The 18,204-nt window shown below is 61.0% G+C and carries 17 protein-coding genes; 5 read left to right on the plus strand and 12 right to left on the minus strand.

The features are described from left to right. Nucleotides 1–257: 257 nt before the first annotated feature. Nucleotides 258–1,718, plus strand: a complete 1,461-nt coding sequence (gene pepD, locus MMS95_RS18655) for a beta-Ala-His dipeptidase (RefSeq protein WP_049241371.1) — start codon at nt 258–260, stop codon at nt 1,716–1,718. 42 nt (nt 1,719–1,760) lie between these two features. Here pepD and dinB read toward each other — a convergent pair whose 3' ends face one another. Continuing rightward, on the minus strand, nt 1,761–2,822 hold the full coding sequence (gene dinB, locus MMS95_RS18660) for a DNA polymerase IV (protein WP_044031884.1): 1,062 nt from the start codon (nt 2,820–2,822) through the stop codon (nt 1,761–1,763). A 183-nt stretch (nt 2,823–3,005) separates the two neighbouring features. On the opposite strand from dinB, the gene MMS95_RS18665 reads away from it, so the two are divergent. Continuing rightward, nucleotides 3,006–3,902 carry a glycerophosphodiester phosphodiesterase family protein gene (locus tag MMS95_RS18665; RefSeq protein ID WP_242142063.1) on the plus strand — a complete coding sequence of 299 codons (897 nt, stop codon included), beginning with the start codon at nt 3,006–3,008 and terminating at the stop codon, nt 3,900–3,902. A 32-nt stretch (nt 3,903–3,934) separates the two neighbouring features. On the opposite strand, the gene nqrM is transcribed toward MMS95_RS18665, so the two are convergent. The 8 genes from nqrM to MMS95_RS18705 are packed head-to-tail and all read right to left on the minus strand — an operon-like array spanning nt 3,935 to nt 11,045. Next, the gene (gene nqrM, locus MMS95_RS18670) at nt 3,935–4,162 is read right to left on the minus strand and encodes a (Na+)-NQR maturation NqrM (protein ID WP_004930244.1); all 228 of its coding nucleotides are present in this window, start codon (nt 4,160–4,162) and stop codon (nt 3,935–3,937) included. Nucleotides 4,163–4,169: 7 nt separating this feature from the next. Then, the gene (locus MMS95_RS18675) at nt 4,170–5,219 is read right to left on the minus strand and encodes an FAD:protein FMN transferase (RefSeq protein WP_075686135.1); all 1,050 of its coding nucleotides are present in this window, start codon (nt 5,217–5,219) and stop codon (nt 4,170–4,172) included. Beyond that, nucleotides 5,203–6,426 (minus strand): NADH:ubiquinone reductase (Na(+)-transporting) subunit F, encoded by a 1,224-nt coding sequence (gene nqrF / locus MMS95_RS18680; protein ID WP_242142065.1) that lies wholly within the window; start codon nt 6,424–6,426, stop codon nt 5,203–5,205. The genes MMS95_RS18675 and nqrF overlap by 17 nt, the downstream gene beginning before the upstream one ends. 15 nt (nt 6,427–6,441) lie before the next feature. Beyond that, the gene (gene nqrE / locus MMS95_RS18685; RefSeq protein WP_015376732.1) at nt 6,442–7,038 is read right to left on the minus strand and encodes an NADH:ubiquinone reductase (Na(+)-transporting) subunit E; all 597 of its coding nucleotides are present in this window, start codon (nt 7,036–7,038) and stop codon (nt 6,442–6,444) included. Nucleotides 7,039–7,044: 6 nt separating this feature from the next. Then, the gene (locus tag MMS95_RS18690) at nt 7,045–7,674 is read right to left on the minus strand and encodes an NADH:ubiquinone reductase (Na(+)-transporting) subunit D (RefSeq protein WP_004930232.1); all 630 of its coding nucleotides are present in this window, start codon (nt 7,672–7,674) and stop codon (nt 7,045–7,047) included. Then, nucleotides 7,667–8,461 carry a Na(+)-translocating NADH-quinone reductase subunit C gene (locus tag MMS95_RS18695; RefSeq protein WP_242142067.1) on the minus strand — a complete coding sequence of 265 codons (795 nt, stop codon included), beginning with the start codon at nt 8,459–8,461 and terminating at the stop codon, nt 7,667–7,669. The genes MMS95_RS18690 and MMS95_RS18695 overlap by 8 nt, the downstream gene beginning before the upstream one ends. Continuing rightward, a complete protein-coding gene (locus MMS95_RS18700; protein ID WP_021505005.1) occupies nt 8,451–9,692 on the minus strand; it encodes an NADH:ubiquinone reductase (Na(+)-transporting) subunit B in 1,242 nt (413 codons plus the stop codon). Before MMS95_RS18700 ends, MMS95_RS18695 begins: the two co-directional genes overlap by 11 nt. Before the next feature lie 3 nt (nt 9,693–9,695). Next, entirely contained in the window at nt 9,696–11,045 is a 1,350-nt protein-coding gene (locus MMS95_RS18705) for a Na(+)-translocating NADH-quinone reductase subunit A (RefSeq protein ID WP_033634100.1), read from the minus strand. 554 nt (nt 11,046–11,599) lie between these two features. Here MMS95_RS18705 and dpaA point away from each other — a divergent pair. Then, complete coding sequence (gene dpaA, locus MMS95_RS18710; RefSeq protein WP_156866562.1) at nt 11,600–12,370, plus strand: peptidoglycan meso-diaminopimelic acid protein amidase; 771 nt, start codon at nt 11,600–11,602, stop codon at nt 12,368–12,370. Here dpaA and MMS95_RS18715 read toward each other — a convergent pair. Then, nucleotides 12,305–13,108: a class II glutamine amidotransferase gene (locus MMS95_RS18715; protein ID WP_004930222.1), complete on the minus strand. Its 804-nt coding sequence runs from the start codon at nt 13,106–13,108 to the stop codon at nt 12,305–12,307. The genes dpaA and MMS95_RS18715 overlap by 66 nt on opposite strands. Nucleotides 13,109–13,209: 101 nt before the next feature. Further along, nucleotides 13,210–13,791 (minus strand): D-sedoheptulose 7-phosphate isomerase, encoded by a 582-nt coding sequence (gene lpcA, locus MMS95_RS18720; protein WP_004930220.1) that lies wholly within the window; start codon nt 13,789–13,791, stop codon nt 13,210–13,212. 246 nt (nt 13,792–14,037) lie between these two features. Between lpcA and fadE the strand changes: the two genes are divergently transcribed. Beyond that, entirely contained in the window at nt 14,038–16,494 is a 2,457-nt protein-coding gene (gene fadE / locus MMS95_RS18725) for an acyl-CoA dehydrogenase FadE (protein WP_033634101.1), read from the plus strand. A 284-nt stretch (nt 16,495–16,778) separates the two neighbouring features. After that, on the plus strand, nt 16,779–16,931 hold the full coding sequence (locus MMS95_RS18730) for a Hok/Gef family protein (protein WP_082997621.1): 153 nt from the start codon (nt 16,779–16,781) through the stop codon (nt 16,929–16,931). A gap of 73 nt (nt 16,932–17,004) precedes the next feature. On the opposite strand, the gene mtnK is transcribed toward MMS95_RS18730, so the two are convergent. Continuing rightward, entirely contained in the window at nt 17,005–18,204 is a 1,200-nt protein-coding gene (gene mtnK, locus MMS95_RS18735) for an S-methyl-5-thioribose kinase (RefSeq protein WP_033634102.1), read from the minus strand.

Consider the following 18,204-nt stretch of genomic DNA (forward strand, 5'->3'; position numbering starts at 1 on the left):
CCGCGTTGAATTCCAGCTGTACCGAGGAAAACCTCGCGATTTCCGCCGCGCGGCTTTTCGGTGATTGATGCTGAAAAAGCGAACGTTCCCGCCGCGAAGCCGTGTGATCAAGCGCTTAAACCGCACAATACGGGGCGCGCGCCGCCGGAAATAAAGTGATATTCTCTAACGATCGTGCCACGACGCACAGATACCCGCTCACCTCAACCGCGCGGCACGCCCGTCCTGTCGGAGCCTGCCGTCACAGGAGACTTATAGTGTCTGAATTGTCTCAGCTTTCGCCACAGCCGCTGTGGGATATTTTCGCCAAGATCTGTTCTATCCCGCACCCTTCTTATCATGAAGAAGCGCTGGCGCAGCACATCCTCACCTGGGCCAAAGAGAAGAACCTGCACGCCGAGCGCGATCAGGTCGGCAATATCCTGCTGCGCAAACCGGCCACCAAAGGCATGGAAAACCGCAAGCCGGTGGCGCTGCAGGCGCACCTGGACATGGTGCCGCAAAAGAATAACGACACCGTGCACGACTTCGCCAAGGATCCGATCCAGCCTTATATCGCCGGCGAGTGGGTGAAAGCGCGCGGCACCACGCTGGGTGCCGACAACGGCATCGGCATGGCCTCCGCCCTGGCGGTGCTGGCCGATGACAGCGTTGAGCACGGCCCGCTGGAAGTGCTGCTGACCATGACCGAAGAAGCCGGCATGGACGGCGCCTTCGGGCTGCAGCCAAACTGGCTGCAGGCAGACATCCTGATCAATACCGATTCCGAAGAAGAAGGCGAAATCTACATGGGTTGCGCCGGCGGTATCGACTTCATCACCACCCTGCCGCTGCAGCGCGAAGCGGTGCCGGCCGGTTATCAAACCCTGAAGCTGACCCTCAAGGGCCTGAAAGGCGGCCACTCCGGCGCCGAGATCCACGTCGGGCTGGGCAACGCCAACAAACTGCTGGCGCGCTTCCTGTTCGCCCATGCGGCGGCGCTGAACCTGCGCGTGCTGGATCTGAACGGGGGCACCCTGCGCAACGCCATTCCGCGTGAAGCCTCCGCGGTGGTTGCGGTGCCGGCGGAAAAAGCCGACGCGCTGAAAGCACTGAGCCAGGAGTTCCTGGCGGTGCTGCAGAACGAACTCTCCGCCAAAGAGAAGAACATCACCGTGCTGCTGGAGCCGGCCACCAGCGCTTCGCAGGCGCTGAGCGCCGACAGCCAGCAACGCTTCCTGGCGCTGCTGAACGGCACGCCGAACGGCGTGATCCGCATGAGCGACGCGGTCAAAGGCGTAGTGGAAACCTCGCTGAACGTCGGCGTGGTCACCACCAGCGAAAACGAAGCAGAAATCATCTGCCTGATCCGCTCTCTGATCGACAGCGGCAAAGATTACGTGGTCGAGATGCTGACCGCGCTGGGCCAGCTGGCCGGCGCCAAGGTAGCGCCGAAGGGCGGCTACCCGGGCTGGCAGCCGGACGCCGACTCGCCGGTGATGCACCTGGTGCGCGAGCTGTATCAGGAGCTGTTCAACAAGACGCCGAACATCATGGTGATCCACGCCGGCCTGGAATGCGGTCTGTTCAAAAAGCCGTATCCAAACATGGACATGGTATCGATCGGGCCAACCATCACCGGCCCGCACTCGCCGGATGAGCAGGTGCATATCGAAAGCGTCGGTCTGTACTGGAAGCTGCTGACCTCGCTGCTGAAAGCGATCCCTGAGCGCGCGTAATCTGCGCGCTTAACGCAAAAAGCCGGCGACTTGCCGGCTTTTTTATTCCCAAGGCAGCGCCAGCTGCCGCTCCAGCTGCGGATCGAGCAGCGTTACATGCAGCCCCACCAGCCGCACGCCGCGCCCTTCGCGCCGCTCGCGCCACGCCTGCCGCGCCACCTCCAGCAAATCCTGCCGGTTCAGTACCGGGAACACGTGCTCCTGGGTGGTTTGCTGAAAATCCTGAAACTTCAGCTTCACGCCCTGCCGGGCGATGTGCAGATCCGGCTTCACCTTACGCAGCCGCATCTCCAGCTCGGGGTAGAGTTTGTCGATAATCAGCGTTTCGCAGTCTTCCCAGTCGTGAATGTCCTCCGCCAGCGTGCGCTCCACGCCCACCGATTTACGCAGCCGCTCCGCCGAGATTTCGCGCCGATCGATGCCCTGACACCGCTCCCACAGCACCCGGCCGAACTTGCCGAAGCGCTTGAGCAGCTGCGCCAAATCGTATTGCTGCACGTCGGCGCAGGTGATAAGCCCCACGTCCTCCAACCGCTTGGCGGTCACCTTGCCGACGCCGGGGATTTTGCTGAGCGGCAGCTGCTGCAAAAACGCCGGCACCTGCGCCGGGGTGATCACGTATTGCCCATTCGGCTTGTTTATCTCGGAGGCGATTTTGGCGAGAAACTTGATCGGCGCGACGCCGGCCGACGCGGTGAGGTTCAGCTCGTCGGCAATCGCTTGACGGATCTCCTGAGCGATCAGCGTCGCCGAGCCGTTGCATTGCGGGCTGTCGGTCACGTCGAGATAGGCTTCATCGAGCGACAGCGGCTCGATCAACGGAGTATAGCGGGCGAAGATTTCACGGATGTGCAGCGAAGCCTCTTTATAGGCCGCCATGCGCCCCGGCAGCAGGGTGAGATGCGGACACAGCTTGAGCGCCATCGCCGTGGACATGGCGCTGTGTACGCCGTAGCGCCGCGCCGGGTAGTTGGCGGTGCTGATCACCCCGCGCCGATCGGCGCTGCCGCCAATCGCCAGCGGGATATCGCGCAGGCTGGGATCGTCGCGCATTTCCACCGCCGCGAAGAAGCAGTCCATATCGACATGAATGATTTTACGCATCGCACCCTCCAGTAACACTGTATAAGTATACAGTCAGATACCGAAAGCTCAAGGCCGCAGGCTTCGATGAAAGCGCCGTTTCCGCCAGATATTTCCGCGTTGTTAAAAAAGCTTAATTTTTCAATAGTATGATTTCCGCCATCCCGTGCGGCTCACCACAACGATAACGACAAGGTACTCTACATGATCAGATTTTCTTATTTGCTGCTGGCTTCCGCGCTGTCGCTGAGCGCGTTGGCGGCCAGCGCCGCCAACGGTCACGCGCCGGCGATCGTCGCCCATCGCGGCGGCACCGCCGATGCGCCGGAGAACACCCGCATCGCCATCGAAACCGCGCTGAAAAACGGTGCCGACGCCATTTGGATCACCCTGCAAGCATCCAAAGACGGCGTCATCGTGCTGTATCGCCCCTCGGATCTGAAGGCGCTGACCAACCGGCAGGGCCCGGTCTCTGCCTATACCGCCGCGCAATTGGCCGAGACCGATGCCGGCTGGGCGTTCGCCAAAGGCGATACGCATCCGTTCCGCGGCCAGGGCATCGGCATTCCGCGGCTGGACGAGGTGCTAAAGGCGTTTCCGCACGTCACCTTCTATCTGGACATCAAATCCCCGGACGCCGATCCGGCGCAGTTTGGCCAGGCGCTGCTGGCGACGCTGGAAAGCACCGACAGCCTGAACCGCACCCGCGTTTACTCTACCGATGCCAAATACCTGCAGGCGCTGCCGCCGGCCATCCCGCGCTTCGAAAGCCGCGACGAGACCCGCACGCTGCTGGCCAACGTCACCATGGCGCACCAGTGCGATGTCAAACCGGACAACCGACAGCCGCGCTGGTATGGGCTGGAGCTGAAGCGCGAGGTGGAAGTGGTAGAGAAGTACACCCTCGGCGAAGGGCGCTCGAAGGCGTTTCTGACCTGGGATAAAGAATCGATGGACTGTTTCCGCTCGCAGGGCCCGGCGCACATCATTCTGTTCGGCGTCAACACGCCGCAGGAATATCAGCAGGCGCTGGCGCTGGGCGCCGACGGCGTGATGGTCAACTCGCCGGCCGAGGCGAAAAGCTTCCGCAAGGCGAAATAAAAAAACCCGGCCAAGGCTGGGTTTTCGCTTCGCTACAGAATGCGGTGCTTGTCCAACTGCTCGCGCCGCTGCGCCGCTTTGGCTTCGCGCTTTTTGCGCGCATCGCACGGCTCCGGGCAGTCGCAGACTTTCTCCATGCCCAGCGCGGTGATGCCGCCGCAGCTGCCCTGCAGGCTTTTGCGTTTGAACACGTAACCCAGCGACATCCCGCCGACGATCAGCAGGAACAACACGAAGGTAGCGGCGAATACCGTCAACATAGCAACCTCACGAACGCTTTTTCAGATAGGGTTTGAACGCGTCCGAATAACGCTCCTCAAACCCGTCGGCGGTTTTCACGATCATGAACACCGGGATGCCGAGCAGGTTGGCCAGCGCCATGCCGCGCTCCGGCCCCATCACGTTCAGGCCGGTGGACAGGCCGTCGGCGGTCATGCAGGTCGGGCTCAGCACGGTGATCGACACCAACCGATGATGGATCGGGCGCCCGGTGACCGGATCGATGGTGTGCGAATAGCGCACCCCGTCTTGCTCGAAGTAGTTGCGATAGTCACCCGAGGTGGCGATCGACATCTCCCCGGGTTGGATCACCAGCTGCGCCTGCTGCTGCGTACCGGCGGTCGGGCGCTCGATGGCAATGCGCCACGGCTTTTGTTCGCCGTTATGCCCGCGCGTGCGCACCTCGCCGCCGATATCCACCATGTAGTTTTGCACGTGCTGCGATTGCAGGTATTCCGCCACCACGTCCACGCCATATCCTTTGGCGATCGAAGACAGATCGACATACAGCTCGGGGATGCTTTTCACCAGCGCGCTGCCCTGCACCGACAGTTTGTCGGCGCCGGTCCAGGCGCGGCGGTGCGCCAGCTCCGCCTCGCTCGGCACTTTGTCCGGCCGCCCTTCCGGGCCGAAACCCCATAGGTTGACCAGCGGCCCAACGGTCACGTCCAGCGCGCCATCGGTGACGCGATTGATGCGCAGCGCTTCGCGCACCACTTCGGCGGTGGCCGGCGAAACCGGGAACGGCCGGTCAATGTCGCGGCTGGCGTTGAAGCGGCTTAGCTCGGAATCCGGCCGGTAGGTGGACATCTGATCGTTCACCTGCTCCAGCCGTTTGTCGATCTCCGCCTGCATCTCGCGCGCCGACGGCGTATTGTCACCGGTCACGTAACGGATCGAATACGAGGTGCCCATGGTTTTACCCGTCAGATCCACCTGTTCCGGCCCGCAGCCGGTCAGCAGCAGGGTGGCGCTCAGCGCCACGCCCGTCAGCCAGTTCTTCGTCGCCAATGCGCGCAATTTAGCCACCAAAGTCATCCAGCATGATATTTTCGTCTTCGACGCCCAGATCTTTGAGCATATTGATCACCGCGGCGTTCATCATCGGCGGCCCGCACATGTAAAACTCGCAGTCTTCCGGCGCCGGGTGGTTCTTCAGGTAGTTCTCCAGCAGAACATTATGGATAAAGCCGGTGTAGCCGGTCCAGTTATCTTCCGGCTGCGGATCCGACAGCGCCACGTGCCAGGTGAAGTTTTCGTTCTCCGCCTGCAGCTGGTTGAAGTCGTCTTCATAGAACATCTCGCGCAGCGAACGCGCGCCGTACCAGAAAGTGATCTTGCGCTTCGAGTTCAGACGCTTGAGCTGATCGAAGATGTGCGAGCGCATCGGCGCCATGCCCGCGCCGCCGCCGATAAAGATCATTTCGGCGTCGGTGTCCTTGGCGAAGAACTCGCCGAACGGCCCGGAGATGGTTACCTTATCGCCCGGCTTCAGCGACCAGATATAGGAAGACATGATGCCCGGCGGCACGTCCGGATTGTTCGGCGGCGGCGTGGCGATACGCACGTTGAGCATGATGATGCCCTTTTCTTCCGGGTAGTTGGCCATCGAGTAGGCGCGCACCGTGGTGTCGTTCACCGTCGAGCGGTAGCGGAACAGGTTGAACTTGTCCCAGTCGCCGCGATACTCCTGCGGCACGTCGAAGTCGGCGTAGCTGATGTCGTGCGCCGGCGCTTCGATCTGGATGAAACCGCCCGCGCGGAACGGCACGTCTTCGCCATCGGGGATCTTCAGCTTCAGCTCTTTGATAAAGGTGGCTTTGTTATCGTTGGAGATAACTTCGCATTCCCATTTCTTCACGCCGAAGATCTCTTCCGGTAGCTCGATCTTCAGGTTCTGCTTCACGTTCACCTGGCACGCCAGGCGGCAACCCTCTTTCGCTTCGCGCTTGTTGATGTGCGAGAGCTCGGTCGGCAGGATATCGCCGCCGCCCTCTTTGATCACCACCCGGCACTGGCCGCAGGAGCCGCCGCCGCCGCAGGCCGAGGAGACGAAGATCCCCTGGCTGGAGAGCACGTTGAGCAGCTTGTCGCCCGCCGGCGCATGGAAGCTCTTATCCAGATCGCCGTTGATTTCCACCGCGATGTCGCCGGTGTTCACCAGCTTCGATTTGGCGAACAGGATCAGCAACACCAGCACCATCACGATGGCGGTGAACATCGCTACGCCTAAAATAATTTCCATAAATTCTTCCCGCCTTTACAACTGAACACCGGAGAAGGACATGAAGCCCAGCGCCATCAGTCCGGTGGTGATAAAGGTAATGCCCAGGCCGCGCAGCCCTGCCGGCACGTTGGCATACTTGAGTTTTTCGCGGATCCCCGCCATGGCGACGATCGCCAGCATCCAGCCGGTGCCGGAACCGATGCCGTACACCACCGATTCGGCGAAGTTGTAGTCGCGCTGCACCATGAAGGACACGCCGCCGAAGATGGCGCAGTTCACGGTGATGAGCGGCAGGAAGATGCCGAGCGCGTTATACAGCGACGGGAAGAAGCGATCGAGGATCATCTCCAGAATCTGCACCAGCGCCGCGATCACGCCGATGAAGGTGATGAAGTTGAGGAAGCTCAGATCGACGCCTTCCACCAGCGCGCCGTCGCGCAGGATCAGGTTGTAGACCAGGTTGTTCACCGGCACCGAAATGCCGAGCACGATGGTCACCGCGATGCCCAGGCCAAAGGCGGTCGAGACCTTCTTCGAGACCGCCAGGAAGGTACACATCCCGAGGAAGAACGCCAGCGCCATGTTCTCGACGAACACCGCGCGCACAAACAGGCTGATATAGTGTTCCATCGGCCTTTACTCCTTTTCGATCTGCGCCGGCTTCAGGGTGCGCAGCACCCAGATCAGCAGGCCGATGATGAAGAACGCGCTCGGCGCCAGCAGGAACAGGCCGTTCGGCTGATACCAGCCGCCGTTCTGCACCGTTTCCAGCACCGGCACGCCAAACAGCTTACCGGAGCCGATCAGCTCGCGCAGGAAACCGACCAGCACCAGGATCACCCCGTAGCCCAGCCCGTTGCCGATGCCGTCCATAAAGCTCTCGATCGGCGGCGACTTCATGGCGTAGGCCTCGGCGCGCCCCATCACGATGCAGTTGGTGATGATAAGGCCGACGAACACCGACAGCTGCTTGGAGATCTCGAACGCATAGGCGCGCAGCAGCTGATCGACCACGATCACCAGCGAGGCGATGATCGCCATCTGCACGATGATGCGCACGCTGTTGGGAATATGGTGACGGATCAGCGAGATGAAGAAGCTGGAGAACGCGGTCACCAGCGTCACCGCAATGGTCATCACCACCGCCGTCTCCAGCTTGGTGGTCACCGCCAGCGCCGAACAGACGCCCAGCACCTGCAGGGCGATCGGGTTATTGTCGAACAGCGGCCCCAGCAGGACCCGCTTTATCTCTTTGGAATCAGCCATTTTTCAGCGCTCCTTCACGAACTTTTTTCAGGAACGGGCCGAAGCCGTGCTCGCCCAACCAGAAATCAAACGTATGCTGCACGCCGTTGGAGGTCAGCGTGGCGCCGGACAGGCCATCTACCCCGTGCACATCCCCCTGGCGCGCGCCGCCTTTCACCACGCGGATCGCCGGCTGGCCGTTGTCGTCGAACAGCTGCTTGCCGACCCACTGCTGGCGCCAGGACGGGTTCTCGACCTCACCGCCCAGCCCCGGGGTTTCCCCCTGGTCGTAGTAAGTGATGCCCTTGACCGTGTTGCCGTCGTTATCCAGCGCCACGAAGGCGTACATCATCGACCACAGGCCGGTGCCGTATACCGGCAGCACAATCTTGTTCACCTGGCCGCTTTCATCGCGCACCAGGTAGATTTCCGCCTGGTTGCTGCGGCGCTTAATGCCGGCCGGATCGTCGCCCACCGCCAGCGCCACGCTTTTGGCGTCGTCGCGCAGCGCGGCGCCCAGATCGAACGCCGCCGCTTTGCCGGCGACAAACTCGCCGCTGTTCAGATCCACCAGGCGCGGTTCGATGCGCTCGCTGTACAGGCGCTTGACCTGCTCGCTCTCCATTTTCGGCTGCAACAGGCCGGCTACGTCGAGAATATTGCGCTGCTTATCGAGCAGCTTTTGCTCCTGCTGTTTGGACTTCAGGCCGACGGCGGAGCCCGCCACCACCACTGAACACACCAGACACAGCAGCAGCACTACCAGCAGCGTTTTACCGATGCCGTCATTTTTCGCTTCATTCGCCACGGGCTTGTCTCCGCTTGATGTTGGCCTGCACCACCAGGTAATCGAACAGCGGCGCGAACAGGTTGGCGAACAGGATCGCCAGCATCATGCCTTCCGGATAGGCGGGGTTGACCACCCTAATCAGCACGCACATCACGCCAATCAGAATGCCGTACCACCATTTCCCCTTATTGGTGAAGGAGGCGGAAACCGGGTCGGTCGCCATAAAGATCATGCCGAAGGCGAAGCCGCCCAGCACCAGATGCCAGTACCACGGCATGGCGAACATCGGGTTGGTATCGGAACCGATGGCATTGAACAACAGGGCGGAAGCCACCATGCCGAGCATTACCCCGGCGACGATGCGCCAGGAGGCCACGCGGCCGAACAGGATAATCGCCCCGCCGATCAGGATCATCAGCGTGGACACCTCACCGATCGAGCCGGGAATGTTGCCGAGGAAAGCGTCCATCCAGCTGATGGACTGGCCGGTGGCGACGTTGCTCAGGCCGTGCGCCCCGCCCGCGCTCCACTGCGCCAGCGGCGTCGCGCCGGAGAAACCGTCTGCGGAAGTCCACACCAGATCGCCGGAGATCTGCGCCGGATAGGCGAAGAACAGGAAGGCGCGGCCGGCCAGCGCCGGGTTGAGGAAGTTGCGCCCGGTGCCGCCGAAGATCTCTTTGGCCACCACCACGCCGAAGGTGATGCCCAGCGCGGCCTGCCACAGCGGCAGGGTCGGAGGCACGATCAGCGCGAACAGGATGGACGTGACGAAGAAGCCTTCGTTGACCTCATGCTTGCGGATAATGGCGAACAGCACTTCCCAGAAGCCGCCGACGACGAACACCACGGCGTAGATCGGCAGGAAGTAACAGGCGCCCAGCACCATCTTGCTGACCCAGCCGGCGTCGGCCGCCAGCGAGGCGCCGAGCCACTGCGCCAGGCGATAATGCCAGTCGCCCGCCAGCACCTGTTGCAGCGCGTCGCCGCTGTACAGATGGTGCAGCGCCGGGATCGCCTGCTGGCCGACGTTGTACATGCCCCAGAACATCGCCGGGAACACCGCCAGCCACACCAGGATCATCATGCGTTTCAAATCGATGGCGTCGCGCACGTGCGAAGCGCCGCGCGTCACCGTGCCGGGGGTATAAAACACCGTGGTGGTCGCTTCATACAGCGGGTACCACTTTTCCAGTTTGCCGCCCGGCGTGAAGTGATGCTCTATCTTCTCGAAATAATTCTTCAGGCCCATCGGTTATCCTTCCTGCTCAATCTTGGTCAGCACCTCGCGCAGCACCGGCGCGTACTCATACTTGCCGGGGCAAACGAAGGTGCACAGCGCCAGATCTTCCTCGTCCAGCTCCAGACAACCCAGCGCCTGCGCGCTGTCGCTGTCGCCCGCCAGCAGATCGCGCAGCAGCAGCGTCGGCAAAATATCCAGCGGCATCACCCGCTCGTAGTTGCCGATCGGCACCATGGCGCGCTCGCCGCCGTTGGTGGTGGTCGAGAAGGCGAACAGTTTGTTCTTCAGGAAATGGCCCAGCGTGGTGCGGGTAATGGAGAACTTGTTCGGCGACGGCACGATCCAGCCGAACAGCTCTTTGTCGCGCCCTTCTTCCAGCACCGACACCTGCGAGTGGAAGCGGCCGAGCCAGGCGTTCGGCCCGGCGGCGTGCATGCCGTTCAGCACCGAACCGGAGATCACCCGATTCTCGCCGCCTTTCAGGCGGCCGGCGGTCAGCTCATCGAGGCTGGCCCCCAGGCGGGTGCGCAGCAGCGCCGGCTGCGCCACCTGCGGCCCGGCCAGCGCCACCACACGGCGGGTATCGAGCTTGCCGGTGGTGAACAGCGTGCCGATGGCGATCACGTCCTGGTAACCGATGTGCCAAACGGTTTTCTTCAGGCTGACCGGTTCAAGGAAGTGAATGTGGGTGCCCGCCAGCCCGGCGGGATGCGGGCCGGCAAATTCGCTGTAGGCGATCTGCGGGCCGCTCTGCTGGCCAACCGAGGCGCCGGCGGCATGGCACACGTGCACCTTGCCCGCCGTCAGGCGCGCCAGCACCACCAGCCCGGCGTTGAACGCCGCCTGCTGTTCGGCGATGATCACCTGCGGATCGGCGGCCAACGGTTGGGTATCCATCGCGGTGACGAAAATGGCGCGCGGCTCGCTGCCGGGGCTCGGCGTTTTGCTGAACGGGCGGGTGCGCAGCGCGGTCCACAGGCCGCTGGCGATCAGTTCGCTTTCGACCTGTTCACGCGGCAGCTGGCTCAGTTCACCCAGCGGGTAGTGCGCGAACTCGAGCTGATCGTCGCCGCCGTTTTCCAGCGCAATCACCACCGATTGCAATACGCGCCGCTCGCCGCGGTTAATCGCGGCGATGCGGCCGCTGGCGGGTGCCGTGAAGAAAACCCCGGGGTTTTTCTTGTCTTCGAACAACGCCTGGCCTTTCTTAACGGTATCGCCTTCCTGCACCAGCATGGAGGGGCGCATTCCGACATACTCTTCCCCAAGCAGGGCGACATGCTGAATGTTCGGGCCATCTTGGATCGCCTGAACCGGAACCCCGGCTATCGGCAGATCTAACCCTTTTCTGATCTTAATCATAGGATTTATACGATGTAGTTTGGTTTACACGTCTGCCCGGCCCCAGAGGCGGGTGCGGACGATGCCAGGATTGCCGGGCAGTGCGCACGACGGCACGCCCAACATGAACTTTCTCGCAGTGAATATATGGGGTAACGCGCATTCCCTTGATTCCCCCCTCTCCGTTATTTGCGTGACAATCGATGTGTTAACGGCCTGTAGCCAAATAACCATCGAAACGGCCGGGTTATATGCCATAACCCCCGCCGCTTCAATCGCTACCGCGCGTTAAATTGAAGAGAGAATATTAACATTGTTCGCAACATTGTTCTGCGTTCCGTCGTGACTTGGGTCAAGCAAACGCAATTAAATTTCGCCTGTTTTTCACTACTTATCGTTAAAATCTGCCGGTCATTTCACTTTTATCGAGCTTTGTCGTTTTTTTATACATATCACGTATTGCTAAAAATAAACGCGCTGGTAATCTGGCGGTGTTTTGCAGCAGTAAAAACAATAATCAGTGGCATGCTGGCCAGGTTGATTGCGCCGGCAGATAAATATAAGCAGGAATTATAATGAGCAAAATCGCGCTGTTGTTTGCGATGCTTGTTTCTATGCCGATGATCACGGCCTGCAGCGCCAGCGAGCAGGTACCCGACGCGCCGGTAGTTAAACAGCAATTATTGGGTTCGCCGGTCTATATTCAGATCTTCAAAGAGGAACGCAAGCTGGAATTGTATGCCAGAATGGGCAATGAATTCCGCCTGGTCAACACGTTCCCGATCTGTAATTTCTCCGGCGGGCTGGGTCCTAAACGTCGTGAAGGCGACTTTAAAAGTCCTGAAGGCTTTTATAGCGTTGACGCGCGCCATCTGAAACCCGACAGCAAGTATTATCGGGCGATCAATATCGGTTTCCCTAACGATTACGATAAGTCGCAGGGCTATTCCGGCGCTTATCTGATGATCCACGGCGAATGTAAATCGATCGGCTGTTACGCGATGACCAACACCTATATGGATGAGATCTATCGCTACGTCGAAGCCGCCTTCGCCTATGGCCAAAGCCGCGTCGACATCAGCATCTACCCGTTCCGCATGACCGAACAGAACCTGAAACGCCATGCGTCATCCAGCTATATCGCCTTCTGGCGCCAGCTGAAGCCGGGCTACGATTACTTCGCGAAGAACCGCCAACCGCCGACAATGGGCGTGGTCAATGGCCAGTACGTCTTGGGCCAACCGCTGATGAGCAGCGGCGGCATGATGACGCAGTACGCGTCAGCCAGCCCGACGCCCAACACCAACCCCTTCGCTCAGAACAAGCCGCTCACCGAAGTGAAATAACGCGAACTCGCCTGGCTCAATCTTGTGCCAGGTTTCGTTGGCGGTCAGCGGTTGGGTGGCAATCACCGTGACCACATCGTTCGGTGTGGTCTGTTGCTGAAAATCAATCTCCACGTCCTGATCAAGCAACGTCGCCTTGCCGAACGGCGCGCGGCGCGTGATCCAATACAGGTTGGTGGAACAATACGCCATCACGAAGCGCCCGTCCGACAACAGCATATTGAATACCCCTTTCTTGCGCAGCTGGCTCGCCAACAGGCCAATGTAGCGGAATACCGCCGGCCACTGGCTCGGGGTGCGCGGATATTTCAGCGCCAGCTGGTGCAGCAGCCAGCAGAACGCGTATTCGCTGTCGGTCTGGCCGACCGGGCGGAACGTGCCGGTATCCAGCTGGCGATAGCCTTTCAATTGGCCGTTGTGCGCATAGGTCCAGTTGCGGCCCCACAGTTCACGGGTGAACGGATGGGTGTTTTCCAACGCCACTTCGCCGCGGTTGGCCTGGCGAATATGGGACACCACCGCGCAAGACTTGATCGGGTAGTCCTGCACCAGGCGGGCGATCGGCGAGTTGAAGCTCGGCTGCGGATCCTTGAATGTACGGCAGCCGTTCCCTTCATAGAAGGTAATGCCCCAGCCATCCTTATGCGGCCCGGTGCGGCCGCCGCGCTGTACCAGGCCGGTAAAGCTGAAGCAGATATCGGTCGGTACGTTTGCGCTCATCCCGAGCAGTTCACACATCGCCAGCACTCCTTAACCACACTGACACAGGCTGTGCGGGCACGGCATACATGCGGCGCCCGCAGTCTTATTCATGGGGAGCCGCAGCCCCCCGAAGGCTATTACGCCTTAACCATCTCTTTTTCGATCAGCTGAATCAAGATGTGAATCGCTTTAATATGGATTTCCTGAATGCGATCGGCGTAACCGAAGTGCGGCACGCGAATTTCCACATCGGCGGAACCCGCCATCTTGCCGCCGTCCTTGCCGGTCAGGGTGATCACTTTCATCCCCTTGGCACGCGCCGCGTCGATAGCCTTGATGATGTTGCCGGAGTTGCCGGAGGTGGAAATGCCCAGCAGCACGTCGCCTTCGCGGCCCACCGCTTCCACATAGCGCGAGAACACATACTCATAGCCGAAGTCGTTGCTGACGCAGGACAGGTGGCTCACGTCCGAGATGGCAATCGCCGGGTAGCCCGGGCGGTTTTCGCGGTAGCGGCCGGTCAGCTCTTCGGCGAAATGCATCGCGTCGCAATGGGAACCGCCGTTGCCGCAGGAAATCACTTTACCGCCGGCTTTGAAGGAATCCGCCAGCAGCACCGCCGCGCGTTGGATGGCGTCGATGTTGGCGTCGTCATTGATAAATTTCGCCAGGGTATCAGCCGCTTCGTTCAGTTCACTGCGAATAAGGTCGTGGTACATGAGGAACCTCTTGTTATCGTCAAATCTTCCGTTCCGCAGTGTACCGGATCGCGGAAACAGCGAGAAGCATTCTCAGCCAAACAGCGCGTCGGTTAAGGAAGCGGAGAGGTTTTTGATGATTGGTGCTGTCAGTTTGTGACCTGAGTTGTAATTAAACTGTAAACGCATTGATAAAAATTCTGCCTTGTACTAAAACCTATTACATACACACAACAGGTCAGACCTCTTACTACTTCGGAGCTTCTTATGATGGTTCTTAGTATCGTCGTTTTCCTGGCTCTCCTCGGCGTGGTGTTCTACCACCGAGTGAACCTTACCCTCAGCAGCCTGATCCTGGTGGCGTACACCGCCGCCATGGGCGCGATCGGCCTGTGGAGCTTCTGGCTGTTGCTGCCGCTGGCGATCGTGCTGCTGCCGCTGAACCTTTCCTCTGTGCGTCGCTCTCTGCTCTCCGCGCCGGCGCTGCGCGCCTTCCGCAAGGTGATGCCGCCGATGTCCACCACCGAAAAGGAAGCGATCGACGCGGGCACCACCTGGTGGGAAGGCGATCTGTTCCGCGGTGCGCCGGACTGGAACAAGCTGCACAGCTACCCGAAACCGCGCCTGACGGAAGAAGAGCAGGCGTTTATCGACGGCCCGGTGGAAGAAGCCTGCCGCATGGCCAACGACTTCCAGATCACCCATGAACTGGCCGATCTGCCGCCTGAACTCTGGGCGTACCTGAAAGAACACCGTTTCTTCGCGATGATCATCAAGAAAGAGTACGGCGGCCTGGAATTCTCCCCTTACGCTCAGGCGATGGTGCTGCAAAAACTGGCCGGCGTTTCCGGCATCCTGGCGATCACCGTCGGCGTGCCAAACTCCCTCGGCCCGGGCGAACTGCTGCAGCACTACGGTACCGAAGAACAGAAAAACCACTACCTGCCGGGCCTGGCGCGCGGCGACGAGATCCCTTGCTTCGCGCTGACCAGCCCGGAAGCGGGTTCCGATGCCGGCGCGATCCCGGACGTGGGCACCGTGTGCATGGGCGAATGGCAAGGCAAGCAGGTGCTGGGCATGCGCCTGACCTGGAACAAGCGCTACATCACGCTGGCGCCGGTCGCCACCGTACTGGGCCTGGCGTTCAAACTGCATGACCCGAACCGCCTGCTGAGCGACAACGAATCCCCGGGCATCACCTGTGCGCTGATCCCAACCAGCACGCCGGGCGTGGAAATCGGCAACCGCCACTTCCCGCTGAACGTGCCGTTCCAGAACGGCCCGACCCGCGGCACCGACGTGTTCGTGCCGATCGATTACATCATCGGCGGCCCGAAAATGGCCGGCCAGGGCTGGCGCATGCTGGTTGAATGCCTGTCGGTCGGTCGCGGCATCACCCTGCCGTCCAACTCCACCGGCAGCCTGAAATCCATCGCCCTGGCGACCGGCGCCTACGCGCACATTCGCCGTCAGTTCAAAATCTCCATCGGCAAGATGGAGGGGATCGAAGAGCCGTTGGCGCGCATCGCCGGCAACACCTATGTGATGGACGCCGCCGCTTCGCTGATCACCTATGCACTGGTGCAGGGCGAGAAACCGGCCGTGCTGTCGGCCATCGTCAAATACCACTGTACGCACCGCGGCCAGCAGTCGATCGTTGACGCCATGGACATCGCCGGCGGTAAAGGCATCATGCTGGGCGAATCCAACTTCCTGGCTCGTGCTTATCAGGGCGCACCGATCGCCATCACGGTGGAAGGCGCGAACATCCTGACTCGGACCATGATGATCTTCGGCCAGGGCGCGATCCGCTGCCATCCTTATGTGCTGGATGAAATGGCGGCGGCGCAGAACAACGATCTGAACGCCTTCGATAAATCGCTGTTCGGCCACCTGGGCCACGTCGGCAGCAACAAGGTACGCAGCTTCTGGCTGGGCCTGACCAACGGCCGCACCAGCGCCACGCCGACCAAGGACGCGACCCGTCGTTACTATCAACAGTTGAACCGCCTGAGCGCCAACCTGGCGCTGCTGTCGGACGTTTCCATGGGCGTGCTGGGCGGCAGCCTGAAGCGCCGTGAGCGCATCTCCGCTCGCCTGGGGGATATCCTCAGCCAGATGTACCTGGCTTCCGCCGTGCTGAAACGCTTTGACGACGAAGGCCGTCAGAAAGAAGATCTGCCGCTGGTGCATTGGGGCGTGCAAGACAGCCTACATAAAGCCGAACAGGCGCTGGATGATCTGCTGCGCAACTTCCCGAACCGCTTTATCGCCGGCGCGCTGCGCTTCGTGGTCTTCCCGTTCGGCCGCGTGCATACCGCACCGTCCGATCGCCTGGATCATCAGTTGGCCAAGATCCTGCAGGTGCCTTCCGCCACCCGCAGCCGTCTGGGGCGCGGCCAGTACCTGACGCCGAGCGAGCATAACCCAATCGGCCTGCTGGAAGCGGCGCTGGCCGACGTGATGGCCGCCGAGCCGATTCACGAACGCCTGTGCAAGGCGGTCGGCAAAAACCTGCCGTTCACCCGTCTGGATCGTTTGGCGGAGCGCGCGCTGGAAGAAGGCAAGATCAGCGCCGACGAGGCGAAGATCCTGGTGAAAGCCGAAGAGAGCCGCCTGCGCTCCATCAACGTGGACGACTTTGCGCCGGATGCGCTGGCGGCCGCCAAGCCGGAAAAGCCGGCGGCGCAGTCTAAGCGCCAGCAGCAGACCGAAGCGGCTTAAGGTTCACTTCACGTATCCAAGGGGCGATCATCATCGCCCCTTTTTCTTTTGCTTTCATGACAAACTGCGCACCGCGCCGCAGGTTGACGCAACGGCGGATTTAACGGGAAGGAAGTTCGGGTAGACTGCGCAGCGGGTGCTCTGGATCTTTCTGTCCGGCGCCTTGGCAAAGGAGAGAAAGAGAAAGGCCCCGAGTCGATATTATCAACCCGAGGCCACTCTGATGCCTAGCAACATCAGGTTAGCCTCTTACCCGCCGCAAGGCAAGGATAGGGAGGTCAAAAATGCAGCAAAAACGGGTCGTGCTTAAACTGGTGATCGTCTGTATGACGCTGATCGCGTTCATCTGGCTCACCCGCGGTTCGCTGTGCGCACTGCGCATCAGGTTGGGAGACTCGGAGGTTGCGGCCACTTTGGCTTACGAATCCGAACGGTAAGGCAACCCAACGGCGGGGTTCGCCCCGCCCGTTGGCTGATGATGTCAGGCAGGATCCACGAGCACCCGCCTTTTCAGCCTTGCTGACGAATACGCGCCAACAGCGCATCGATATGCTCGATCTGCGGCGCATTGACGATCAGCGTGCGCCCCAAGCCCAGCGCATGACGCTGACAGCCGAGGCGCATGTCGGCGTCGGCGATGCTGTCCAGATCGGCGACGTGCGCCAGGCCGATAGTGCGCCGAATCAGCTCGGTACCGCAGTACCCTATCGCATCAGTCCAGACCTGCAGCAGGAACTGCTCGGCGTAACCCGGCGTCGCCAGCGCCGCATCGCGGCTTTGCTGATGGCACAGCGCCAGGAAACGATCGGCAAAGATCAGCCACAGCTCGCGCACATCCTGCAGACGCTGCTCGCGCCCGGCGGCGGCGTCGCGCGGCCCGAACAGCCCAGGCTGGCCGCAATAGTTGAGCAGCAGGTTGCCTAACGCAGTGCCGACATCAAAACCGATCGGGCCGTAGAAACCGAATTCAGCGTCGATCGCTTTCAATCGCCCTTCCGCCACGAAGATCGAACCGCTGTGGATATCCCCATGCAACAACGCCTCCGCCTTGCTGAGGAAGCGGTGTTTCAGGCCGGCGACCGCCAGCTTCAGCGGCGCATCCTCACGCAGCGCCTGCACCTGCGGCAACAGCGCCGCCTCGAACTGATTGCGCTCATGGTCGATATAGGGATCGGTAAAGAACAGATCTTCGGTGATCTGGCACAGCTCGGGGTTGGTGAAGCGGCTGACTTCCGCCTTTTTCTGCTGCGCCGGCTGATAAAAATCGGAGGTGTGAAACAACGTCTGCGCCAGGTATTCCGCCAGCTGCCCGGCCGCCAGCGGATGATAGTTCCCCTGCACCAGTTCACTGCGCCAGATGCGATGATCGGAGAGATCTTCCTGCACCATCACCGCCAACTCGGGATCGTGATGCAAGACTTTTACCGTATGCCGCGGGCAGAAACCGCCGTGGATCAACAGCGTTTCCGCTTCGATGCGCGCCCGATCCAACGTCAGCGGCCAGGATTCGCCCACGCAGCGCACGTAGGGCAGCGCCTGTTTGACGATCACCCGGCTCACGCCTTCGCGATCGCGGATCTTGAACACCAGGTTCAGGTTGCCGTCGCCGATCTCGTCGGCGCTGACCAGCGCCTGCGGATCGGCCACCTGCCCGTATTGGCGGGCGTATTCAACGGCATCGGCAGCCGTAAACGTACGATAAAGCGACAT

Source organism: Serratia sp. PGPR-27 (genome assembly GCF_022678525.1).
Classification (GTDB): Bacteria; Pseudomonadota; Gammaproteobacteria; order Enterobacterales; family Enterobacteriaceae; genus Serratia; species Serratia nematodiphila.

Excerpts from the sequence above, each read along its gene's own strand:
- dinB (WP_044031884.1), bottom strand. The coding sequence starts at position 2,822 with ATGCGTAAAATCATTCATGTCGATATGGACTGCTTCTTCGCGGCGGTG.
- MMS95_RS18665 (WP_242142063.1), top strand. The coding sequence starts at position 3,006 with ATGATCAGATTTTCTTATTTGCTGCTGGCTTCCGCGCTGTCGCTGAGC.
- nqrM (WP_004930244.1), bottom strand. The coding sequence starts at position 4,162 with ATGTTGACGGTATTCGCCGCTACCTTCGTGTTGTTCCTGCTGATCGTC.
- MMS95_RS18675 (WP_075686135.1), bottom strand. The coding sequence starts at position 5,219 with ATGACTTTGGTGGCTAAATTGCGCGCATTGGCGACGAAGAACTGGCTG.
- nqrF (WP_242142065.1), bottom strand. The coding sequence starts at position 6,426 with ATGGAAATTATTTTAGGCGTAGCGATGTTCACCGCCATCGTGATGGTG.
- nqrE (WP_015376732.1), bottom strand. The coding sequence starts at position 7,038 with ATGGAACACTATATCAGCCTGTTTGTGCGCGCGGTGTTCGTCGAGAAC.
- MMS95_RS18690 (WP_004930232.1), bottom strand. The coding sequence starts at position 7,674 with ATGGCTGATTCCAAAGAGATAAAGCGGGTCCTGCTGGGGCCGCTGTTC.
- MMS95_RS18700 (WP_021505005.1), bottom strand. The coding sequence starts at position 9,692 with ATGGGCCTGAAGAATTATTTCGAGAAGATAGAGCATCACTTCACGCCG.
- MMS95_RS18705 (WP_033634100.1), bottom strand. The coding sequence starts at position 11,045 with ATGATTAAGATCAGAAAAGGGTTAGATCTGCCGATAGCCGGGGTTCCG.
- dpaA (WP_156866562.1), top strand. The coding sequence starts at position 11,600 with ATGAGCAAAATCGCGCTGTTGTTTGCGATGCTTGTTTCTATGCCGATG.
- MMS95_RS18715 (WP_004930222.1), bottom strand. The coding sequence starts at position 13,108 with ATGTGTGAACTGCTCGGGATGAGCGCAAACGTACCGACCGATATCTGC.
- lpcA (WP_004930220.1), bottom strand. The coding sequence starts at position 13,791 with ATGTACCACGACCTTATTCGCAGTGAACTGAACGAAGCGGCTGATACC.
- fadE (WP_033634101.1), top strand. The coding sequence starts at position 14,038 with ATGATGGTTCTTAGTATCGTCGTTTTCCTGGCTCTCCTCGGCGTGGTG.
- MMS95_RS18730 (WP_082997621.1), top strand. The coding sequence starts at position 16,779 with ATGCAGCAAAAACGGGTCGTGCTTAAACTGGTGATCGTCTGTATGACG.
- mtnK (WP_033634102.1), bottom strand. The coding sequence starts at position 18,204 with ATGTCGCTTTATCGTACGTTTACGGCTGCCGATGCCGTTGAATACGCC.